Source organism: Janthinobacterium sp. SUN211, from assembly GCF_030587315.1.
GTDB classification, from domain to species: domain Bacteria; phylum Pseudomonadota; class Gammaproteobacteria; order Burkholderiales; family Burkholderiaceae_D; genus Janthinobacterium; species Janthinobacterium kumbetense.
Window position 1 is genome coordinate 1 of record NZ_JAPWIC010000015.1, and the last position, 11,213, is coordinate 11,213.

3 protein-coding genes are annotated in these 11,213 nt (G+C 65.0%); all 3 read right to left on the bottom strand.

The window, feature by feature from the left end; genetic code table 11:
* The coding region (locus tag O3301_RS28440) for a condensation domain-containing protein (RefSeq protein ID WP_305058139.1) at positions 1-1,696 on the bottom strand (1,696 nt) is incomplete at its 3' end.
* 176 nt (positions 1,697-1,872) lie between these two features.
* Positions 1,873-6,576 (bottom strand): type I polyketide synthase, encoded by a 4,704-nt coding sequence (locus O3301_RS28445; protein WP_305058140.1) that lies wholly within the window; start codon positions 6,574-6,576, stop codon positions 1,873-1,875.
* A gap of 20 nt (positions 6,577-6,596) precedes the next feature.
* Positions 6,597-11,213, bottom strand: coding sequence for a non-ribosomal peptide synthetase (locus O3301_RS28450; protein ID WP_305058141.1), 4,617 nt, complete (start codon positions 11,211-11,213; stop codon positions 6,597-6,599).

Here is an 11,213-nt window from a genome sequence, read left to right on the forward strand (position 1 = left end):
TGCCCAGCAAGCCCACCACCATCTCGACGCTGCGCTCGACGCAGATACCCACCAGGCTGTCGGCGCCCACACCCTGCCCGCGCAGGTAGTGCGCCAGGCGGTTGGCGCGCGCATTGAGCTCGCGGTAAGTCAGCGACTGGCCTGCAAACTTGACAGCCTCCGTTTCAGGGCAGTGCAGCGCCTGCTCCTCGAACAGCGCGTGCAGTGTCTGGCCGTGTGCGAACTCTTTCGCCGTGCTGTTCCAATCGACCAGCAGTTGCTGCCGCTCGCCTTCGGCCAGCATGCACAGCTCGCGGACCGGCGCCTGCGGATTGGCTATAACCGCCATCAGCAGCGTCTGCAAATGCTCGGCCATCCGCTCCACCGTGGCGCGGTCGAACAAGTCGGTGTTGTATTCGAAGTTACCGCCAAGTCCATCCTCCGCCTCGACCAGCGTTAGCGTCAGGTCGAACTTCGCGACCTGTTGTTCGACGCCCATCGGCCTGAGCGCCAGGCCGGGCAGATCCAGCTTGCCCGCAGGCGTGTTCTGAAGCACCAACATCACCTGGAACAATGGACTATGGCTGGCATTGCGTGCCGGCGCCAGATGCTCCACCACCTGTTCGAACGGCACGTCTTGATGGGCATAGGCATCCAGCGTAGCCGCCTTGACCTGCGCGAGAAGCTCATCGAAGCGCTGCGCCGCATCCACCCGCGTGCGCAGCGCCAGAGTGCTGGCGAAGAAACCGATCAGCGGCTCAAGCTCCGCCCTTTGGCGATTCGCGATCGGCGTGCCGATGCAGATGTCATCCTGGCCGGCATAACGGCTGAGCAGCACATTGAAGGCCGCCGCCAGCGTCATGAACAAGGTGGCCTGCGCCTGCTGGCCAACGCGGTGCAAGCCGCTGGCGATGTGCGGTGGGAACAGCAGCGGTACATTGCCCCCTTCGTGGGTCTGCACCGCCGGACGCGGACGATCCGTCGGCAGCGACAGCAAGGCCGGTGCGCCGTGCAATTGGGTTTTCCAGTAGTCGAGCTGCTTCTGCAGTGCCGTACCAGCCAGCTGCTCGCGCTGCCAATGCGCAAAGTCGGCATACTGCAGCGCCAGTTCCGGCAACTGCGGCGCGGTCCCTTCGACAAACACGCTATACAAGGCGGCCACTTCGCCGATCAGTACCCCCATCGACCAGCCATCGAAGACGATATGATGGAACGTCAACAGAAACACATGAACGTCCTCGCCCATTGCAATGAGCCGGGCACGCAGCAAGGGGCCGGCTTGCAGGTCGAACGGCGCGCGCGCCTCGTCCCGCGCCAGCGCCTCAGCCCGGGCCTGCCGTTCGCCCGGCGGCAGTGCGCTGATATCTACGACCGGAATGGCCAGCCGCAACTCGGGAGCGACCACCTGCACCGGCGCGCCATCGACAAGATCAAAGGTCGTGCGCAGCACTTCATGGCGGCGCACGATCTCGTTGAGCGTGCGCTCGAGCGCGGCGCGGTCCAGCCGCCCCCGGATTTCAAACGCGCCGGGCAGGTTGTAGGCCGCGCCCCCATCGGTGAAGCGGTCGATGAACCAGACCCGCTCCTGTGAATACGAAAGAGGCAGCAAACCCGCGCGGTCGGCCAGCGCAATCGACGTCGGCTGCTGCGGCTCATCCTCCGCCAGCAGCAGAGCAAGGAGTTCCTCTTTCATTGATTCCAGCGAGCGCTCGGTCATACGATGGTGCCTCTCAAAAGATAGTAAATGAATGTCGTTGTCTGTCCCGGAAGCGCGAATGGGTGGATGTCAGCGGCTCCGGCAGGGATGCTCACCCTCACCTTGCATCCTCGCTTACAGGAACGCAAGGACCGCCTGGCAGAGTCGCCAGGTAGGGTAAAATGGCGTGAGGTCTATCACGCCAGTGGAGTTTGACTGGCTTTCAGACGTTTCTTTTCGGCGAGCAAGGCGGCGATTTCCTCTGGCGACATGGCATCGATGCTCTTCTGTACGGAGACCTTGGCGGCGGCCATATTCTCCAGCCTTGCGGTTTCGGCCTGCACCTGGGCCGCTTCGATCTGCGCCGCCAACGCAGCGATGGTGGTCGCCTCAAACAGGCTTCGCAGCGGCAGGTCGACCTGCAAATGCTTGCGCACATGCGACAGCACCTGCGTCGCCATCAGGGAATGGCCGCCCAGGTCAAAGAAATCGTCATGGACGCCAATCGCTTCCATGCCGAACAGGTTCTGCCAGATGCCGGCCAGCGTCTTCTCGACATCATTGCCGGGTGCCGCATAGGCCACCAGCAGGTCGGAACGAGTGACGCCCTGTCCACCAGCCACCGATTGCGGCTTTTCGGCGTCCAGCGCCGACCGGTTGACATCGGCGATGTGCCCGGCCGTGACCGCAAACGCCAGCGGCGAGACGATCAGCTGGGGCAGTCGGGACGCCAGCAGGACATCGAACACGGCCTTCGCATCGCGTTCGGCAATGCCGTTCGACATCAACGCGGCAAGGCCGGAGCCATCCTCCGTCAGATGCTGCGGCAACTTGGCGCGCGTCATCATCCCGGCATCCTTCCAGATCGTCCAGTTGACCGACAGGACGTTGCCACCCGCTTGCAAGCTGTCGCGATGGGCCAGCGCGTCCAGGAAGGCATCCGCTCCCGCCGCATCGGCCTGGCCGGCGAAAGGCAGCACGGCATTCATCGACGAGCACAGGATGACGAAGTCAAGGCGCGAGAAGTCGAAGATCTTGCTCAGTATCGCCGCGCCAGCCAGTTTCGGCGCCAGTACCTGGCCCGCCTGCCCCCCCGGCGCCAGGCGCAGGGCTGCAGCACCGGCCTGTCCAGCCGCATGGAAAATGCCTTGCAGCTGACCGAATGCCAATATGGCGGCATCGGCCATCCGGTTCATGGCCGCTTCGTCAGCGACGTCGGCTGCAAGGTACAGCACGGCGGCGCCCAGCGCCTCCAGCGCTTGCAACTGGCCGATCTTGCGGCTGCCGGCGTCGTCGTCCGCATGCGCCCGAAGGTAGTCGCCCCACTCCGCCTTGGGCGGCAATGGCTGGCGCCCGGTCAGGGTGAGCGCGGGAGCGGAACGATTTTCGGCCAGATAGCGCGCGAAGGCATAGCCGACTCCGCCCAGCCCGCCCGTGATCAGGTAATGTTGACGGCTGCCGGAGACCGCCGGCAGCGTCCCGTGCACCGCCACTGACACCGGCTCGATGACTCGGCTCCAACGGTAACTGCCGCGCAACGCCACAATGGTTTCGGCTACGTCGCTGGACAACTCCGCCGCCAACAGCGCGCCAAGCCTGGCGCCGATTCCCTCGCCAGGCGTGACGACGATGTCCACGCTGCGGCTGCGGAGGTTCGCACATTCCAGTGCCATAACCTGGCATGGTCCGAGCAGGGTCGCCTTCTCGGGAGCGAGGAACTCGTCGCCGATGACGGCATAAAGCCCATTCGAGAGCACATTGATGGTCAGTGCTGCGTCGATGCCAAGCCGGCCGATCGCATGCGCGAGGAAGCGCATGCTGTAGAAGCCATCGTGCTGGTCGATGGCGCTGCCGCTTTGCGGCGGCGTCAGGCTCCAGCAATGGGTGATCCTGGCGGGCATGCCATGCCGTTCCATGCACAGTGACAGCAGGCGTTCGTAGTGAGCGGGTTGGGCGGCGTCGATCTCAATCCGTTCTGCGCTCACGGCGGCGAAATCGCCGCCCTGCGTGACGACGATGACCTGTTCGCCCCCGGCCCGGATCGCATCGATAACGGACTGGCTCAAGCCGTGGCGATCAGCCAGCACCAGATGCACCGTGGATGCAGCGGCAGCGCCGGGCACAGGGCCAGGCAAACGCTTCCAGGTCGGCGCGTAAAACCACTGCCCGACATCGGCGCGGCGGGTCCGGTCCGGCTGGGCCGCAGGCAGATCCACCGGCACGGGATCGTTGATCCAGTGCCGCTTGCGCGCGAAGGGATAGGTCGGCAGCGGAATGCGGCGACGGCGTTCCCGGCCACGGAAACGGTTCCAGTCGATTGCGACGCCATGCGTCCACAGCCAGCCAGCAGCACGCATCAGGGTGATGGCCGATGAGGTAGCCGATGAGGTGGCCGACTTGGCGTCGGGCAGCGAACCGACCGCACGCACCTGAACACCCGCCTGGGCGTGCTGCCTGACCAGACTGGCCAGCGAGCGGCCCGGACCGATTTCGACAAACAGCGGCGCATGGCGCTGCATGAGCGTGCGCACGCCATCGGAAAAGCGTACTGCCTGGCGCAGATGCGCACACCAATAGGCGGGGCTGGTGGCCTGCTCGGCCGTGATCCAGCCGCCGCTTACATTGGAGACATAGGGAATGCGCGGCACATTCAGCTTGACGCGAGAGACCGCGGCCGCGAATTCATCGAGGATGGGGTCCATCATGCCCGAATGGAAGGCATGCGAAGTATGCAGGGGCTGAAATTCGATGCCCTGTGCACGCAGCACGCGCTCCAGCGCTTCGATGGCTTCGGCGCTGCCGGACACGCTGCAGATGGCCGGCGCGTTCACCGCGGCGATCCACAGGTCGCTGCCCATCATCGGTTGCAAGGCCGGCTCCGAGGCGTGTACCGCCAGCATCCGGCCGGCCGGCAATCCGGCGATCAGCTTGCCGCGCTGGGCCAGCAGCGCAAGCGCGTCCGGCAACGAGAAAACCCCGGCAAGACAGGCCGCCACGTATTCCCCAACACTGTGGCCCGCCATCGCGTCGGGCGATATGCCCCAATGCGCGAGCTGACGCACCAGCGCATATCCCACGGCGAACAAGGCCGGTTGCGCGATCTGGGTCTGGCGCAGCAGATCCTGGGCATGCCCGCCTTGCTCACCATCGGCGAACAGCACCGCGCGCAAGTCCAAGCCCAGCGCCGGCAGCAGGAGCTCAGCGCAACGGTCGATCTCGGTCCGAAACACTTCCTCGGTCTGGTACAAGTCCTTCCCCATGCCGGCATACTGAGCGCCCTGGCCTGGGAATATGAAGACGACGGAGTTGCCCTTGCCTTCCGCGACGGGCGCCGGTGCGGCCGTTTCCGTCTCCAGCTGTTCGATCGCATTGGCGACACTGCTGCACACCAGCGCGCGGCGATAGCCGAAGGCGGTTCGTCCGACCTGCGTCGTATAGGCCGCGTCGGCCAGGCTGGTTTGCGGATGGGCGGCGAGGAAGCGCTGCAGATTGACGCCCGCCGCTGCAAGCGCTTCCGGCGTCCTGGCCGACAGCAGCAGCACCTGGTCTGGCCGCGCCGACGGTTCCGTCGTCACGCGCGGCGGCTCCTCGACGATCACATGTGCGTTGGTGCCGCCGATACCGAAGGAACTGACCCCGGCCCGCATCGGCGTGTCCGTGGCGGCCAGCTGTTGCAGCGATGCGTTCACATAGAACGGGCTGTTGGCGAAGTCGATATGCGGATTTGCCTTGGTAAAGTGCAGGCTGGGCGCGATCTCGCGTTCCCTCACCGTCAAAACGGCTTTGATCAGCCCTGTCACACCGGCCGCCGTGTCGAGATGCCCCATATTGGTTTTCAGCGAGCCGATGGCGCAGAACTGCTTCTTGTCGGTCGACGTGCCAAACGCCTGCTGGAGTGCTCGCATCTCGATCGGATCGCCAAGTATGGTACCGGTGCCGTGTGCCTCCACATAGGAAATTGATTCCGGGTGTACGTCGGCCACGGCCATGGCCTCGGTAATCACTGCCGCCTGCCCGTTCACGCTGGGCGCCGTGAATCCCACCTTGTCGGCTGCATCGTTATTGATCGCCGAGCCGCGAATGACCGCGTGGATCGTATCGCCGTCCTCCAGGGCCTTGCTCAAGGATTTCAGTAGGACGGCGGCCACGCCATTGCCCGGCGCGGTGCCGGCCGCCTTTTCGTCGAAGGTCCGGCAGCTTCCATCGGGCGACATGATATCCCCCGGCTGGTACATATAGCCTTCCAGGCGCGTCTGCAGGCTCGCGCCGCCCGCCAGCGCCATGTCGCTTTCTCCGCTCAGTATGCTCTGGCAGGCCAGATGCACGGCCACGAGCGAAGTCGAACAGGCCGTCTGCACCGCCACCGCCGGACCGCGCAGGCCAAGATGGTAGGCCACGCGGCTGCACAGATAATCCTTCTCGTTGCCAATCTGGATTTGCTTCACGGAGACGGACTCCGCAAACTTGGCGTTTCCGTAGATCTTGTGGAGGAAGTAGGCGCTGTTCGAGGCGCCGGCAAACACGCCGATCGCGCCAGGGTAGGCCCCGGGCGCATAACCCGCATGCTCAAGCGCCTCCCATGCCACCTCCATGAACAGGCGCTGCTGCGGATCGGCCACTTCGGCATCCTTGGGCGTAAAGCCGAAGAACTCCGCATCAAAGCGGTCGAAGTCGGGCACAACGGTGCCGCGCTTGACGTAGTTCTTGTCCTCAAACACGCTGGCGGACACGCCCGCCGCAAGCAATTCCTCGTCACTGAAAGTACGAACGTTCTCGATACCGTTCTTGAGGTTATACCAGAACTCATCAACGTTTTTAGCGTCCGGGAATCGCCCTGCCATCCCGATCACAGCTACCGAATATGCATCATTGTTGAATTCCGACGAACTAATTGAAGTCATAGGTTTCTCAAGAATCATTGTTATTTGGAGCGGGCTGCAGAGCGCCTCTGCATGGCTTGGCGGCGATGCTGGCCCCGCTCCAGGCTTTCCGCATCGGCCGCCGCTGCCGAGGGCGAACTCTCCAAGGCCCCTGCCAGTTTTTCGATGGTAGGATATCTGAACAAATCGACCACGGAAAGGCTTTTCTGAAAATATTGCATGATTAGCACGTGCAGCCTGATGATGAGCAGCGAGTGCCCGCCCAGGTCGAAGAAATTATCATGGATGCCGACCCGCTCGACGTTCAACAATTCACGCCAGAGCGCCACCAGCCGCTCTTCAGTATCGGTCTGCGCCGCGACATATTCGGCGCGCAGCAGACCCCCGTCCGGCGCCGGCAAAGCCTTCCGGTTAATCTTGCCGTTGGCCGTCAGTGGCAGCTGATCGAGCACCACCCAGGCCGACGGCACCATGTGCTCGGGCAGAGCGCCGGCAAGGTAATCCTTCAACTGCGGTAGCAGTTGTCCGGCGTCCGCGCTGCCCTCGTGCGTGGTCAGGTAGGCGACCAGGCGCTGGTCGCCCGGACTGTCCTCGCGCGCCACCACCACTGCCTCGCGCACCGCCGCGTGCCGCGCCAGCCAGGTTTCGATTTCCCCCAGCTCGATGCGGAAGCCGCGCAGCTTCACCTGCTGGTCGATGCGGCCCAGGTATTCGATCCTGCCGTCCGGCAGATAGCACGCCAGGTCGCCGGTCTTGTACATGCGCGACATGTACGCATCGGGCGCACCGAAGGGATTGGGCACGAAGCGCTCGGCCGTCAGCTCGTCCCGGTTTACGTAGCCGCGCGCCACGCCGGCGCCGGCGATATGCACCTCGCCGGCAACCCCGACGGGCACCGGGCGCGATTGCTCGTCGAGCAGGTAGATCTGCGTGTTGGCGATCGGCCGCCCGATCGGGATGCCGTGCTCCAGGTCCGTAATCGCGCACAGCGCCGACCAGATCGTCGTCTCCGTCGGGCCGTACATATTCCACACCACCGGCACGCGCCGCAGCAGTTCTTCCGCCAGCGCCGCCGACAGCGCCTCGCCGCCGCACAGCAACTTGAACGGCTTGAGCGGCTGGCCCTCGTACTGCCAGCCCTGTTCGACCAGCATGCGCCAGGTCGACGGCGTGGCCTGCATCATCGTCACGCCATGCCGGGCGATATGCCGGGCCAGTTGGGCCGGATCGGCTGCCACCTGGCGCGGCGCAATCACCGTCGCCGCGCCCACGCTCAGCGGCAGGAACAGCTCAAGGCCGGCAATATCGAAGGACAACGGCGTCACCGCCAGCAGCACATCGTCAGCCACTATCCCCGGCTGCCCGCGCATCGCGTGCAGGAAGCTGTTCACGTTGCCATGGGTGACTCCGACGCCTTTCGGCTGACCGGTCGAACCCGAGGTGTAGATCACATACGCCAGTTGGTCCGCCGTGGCGCCGCCATCGGGCGCCAGGCCGGAGCCGACTGCGGCCTCCCAGCCGCCGTCCAGGCAAACGGTCACTACGTCGGCCGAAAGCAGCCCCAGCAGCGACTGCTGGGTCAGCAGCAGCGCGGGCCTGGCGTCCTCCAGCATGTAGGCCAGCCGCTCCTTCGGATAGCCGGGATCGAGCGGCACGTAGGCGCCGCCAGCCTTCAGGATGCCGAGCAGGCCGACCAGCATGTCCAGGTCGCGCTCGACGCAAATCGCCACCAGGCTTTCCCTGCCCACCCCCTGGCCGCGCAGGTAGTGCGCCAGGTGCTCCGAACGCTCGTCCAGTTCGCGGTAGCTCAATTGCCGGTCCTCGCACAGCACGGCCACCCGCTCCGGCGTGCGCGCGGCCTGCTGCCGAAACAGGCCGTGCAGGGTCTGGTCCTGCGCATAGGCTTGCGCAGTGTCGTTCCATTCCACCAGCAGCTGCTCGCGCTCCTGCGGCGGCAACACCTCGACGGCCGCTACCGGCGTGTGCGGCGCCTGCTCCAGCGCCTGCACCAGATTTTCCAGCGCCGTTTGCATATAGGCGCAAATGCGGCCCGGCTCGGCCTGCACACTGAGCTGCGCGGTCAGATCAAAGCCATCGCCCCAGTCATCTACCGCAAGGCTGAGCGGATAATTGGTGCGCTCTTCTGAGCGCAGCACCTCGGTTCCGCTCCATTCCGCATGCGCGGCGTCCTGGCTGACGGTGTTGTGCCGGTAATTCAGCAGGGCAGTGAATAGCGGTGCCGACGGTTCGACGGCGCTGCAGCGCTGCGCCAATGTCAGCGAGGCATGCTCGTGATGCATCAGCTCGTATAGCAGCGCCTGCGTCTTGCGCACGCTCTGCTCGACGCCATCCTGTCCGACACTGACGCGCACCGGCAAGGCATTGACAAAGATGCCGGGCACGCGCGCCATCGCTGCGCCACCGCGCATTCGGCCGAATAGCATGGTGCCGAACACCACGTCCTGCCGTCCGCTCAAACGGGCCAGGACCTGCGCCCAGGCTACGTGCATCAGGCTGGCCGGGCTGACGCCCAGCTTGCGCGTCTGCCGGCGAATCCGGCTGGCCAGATCCGCATCGAGCGCCTGTTTGGCCTCTGCCGTCGCGGCCCAGTCGGATTGAACATTGACCAGCCCTAAAGGCGCGGTCGGCTCGTCGATATCCGACAGCATGCGGCGGAAGAAGGCCTCGTGCTCCTGCTGGCTCACGCCAAGCCGGGCTTCGGCGACGAAATCGCGGAACGGTACCGGCCTGTCCAGCGCAGCCTCGCCCTTGCCAAGAATGGTGTCCACTTCGGTAGCGATGATCTCCAGCGTCACGTGGTCGGCGATCAGATGATGCAGCATGAGGCGCAACAGCCATCGGCCGTTGGCTCCATCATAGGCGGCAAAGCCGCGCATCAGCGGCGCCTGGCGCACATCGACGCGGAAGTGCCCCGGATTGTAGCGGGCCTCCAACTGGGCGGCGATGTCCCCGTCCCCGGCGTCGAAGTTGACCATCTGCATCGTCGCGGGCACCTGGCGCCACACCACCTGTACCGGCTCCCTCAATCCTTCCCACGCGATTGCCGTGCGCAGGATGTCATGGCGCGCCACCACCTTCTGCAGTGCCTGCGCAAACGCATCGAGCCTGGCGCGATCGTCGAACGCCAGCAGTGTCGGCGTCAGGTACACATCGCCTTGCTGCTGCAGGATGTGGTGGAACAGTATCCCCTGCTGCAGCGGTGCCAGAGGATAGATATCCTGCACATTGGCTGCACCGCCCGTGACCGTGGCAACGACGCGGTCGATCTCATCCTGACTCAGCTCGACCAGCGGCAGCATCGCCGGCGTGATGACCTGGCTCTCGGGCGGAATCAAGTTGGGCGGTATGACAACGGCGCGCTCGCGCTGTCCCAGCGCTTCGATCACGCCGGCAATCGTCGGCGCACCGAACAACGCACGCACGCTCGTTTCCACGCCGACCTGGTGCATCCGTTCGACCAGGCCAATCGCCAACAGTGAGTGGCCACCCAGTTCAAAGAAGTTGTCCTGGCGGCCTACGCGCTTGACGCCCAGCACCTCCTGCCAGATGCGCGCCAGCGCTTCTTCCACTTCGCCTTGCGGCGCTTCATATACCCTGGTCGCCAACGCGGACTGGCCCTGCGCAGACAGCGCATTGCGATCGAGCTTGCCGTTCGGCGTGAGCGGGAATCGCTCCAGCACCACGAAGGCGCTCGGCACCATGTATTCCGGCAGACCGGCCAGCAGGTGCTCGCGCAGCGCGGCGGCGGAAGCGTCCCACCCCTCCGCCAGTGTCAGATAAGCCACCAGGCGCTTGTCGCCCGTGGCGTCGTCACGGGCGATCACCACTGCCTCCTTCACGCCTACGCACTGCGCCAGACGGGCTTCGATCTCGCCCAGCTCGATGCGGAAGCCGCGCAGCTTGACCTGGAAGTCATTCCTGCCCAGGTACTCGATATTGCCGTCGGCCAGCCAACGGCCCAGATCGCCCGACTGGTACAGGCGCGCGCCGGCACGGCCGTTGAACGGATCGTCGATGAACCGCTCCGCCGTCAATTCCGGCAGGTTCAGGTAGCCGCGCGCCACGCCCACGCCGCCAATGTAGATCTCGCCCGGCACGCCAAGCGGCACTGGCTGCAGGTGCCGGTCCAGGATATAGACCTGGGTGTTGGCAATCGGACGGCCAATCGTGATGGCTTGGCCTGGCCGCAGTTCGGCCGTGCTGGCACAAACAGTATTTTCAGTCGGTCCGTAGGCATTGAATACCCGGCATACCGACAGCCACGGCGCCACAACCTGCGCACCGCAGGCTTCACCGGCCAGCACCAGAGCTTCCAGCGCATAGCCCGCGCCGCTGTCCAGATGCGGCAACAGCGCCGGCGGCAGGGTCGCATGCGTTATGCCGTGCTCGCGCAGGAAGGTCTGGATCGCGGCCGGATTGTGCCGCTGTTCCTCGCTACAGACGTAGAAGGCGGCGCCGCGCAGCAGCGCCATGAGCCATTCGGACGTCGCCGCGTCGAAGCTCAGCGATGCCAGGCCGAGCACGCGGCTATCGTCGGCCACGCCGAACATGGCCTGCTGGCTGACCGCCAGGTTACAGGCGCCGCGATGCGCGATCTGCACGCCCTTCGGCTGCCCGGTCGAGCCGGAAGTATAGAT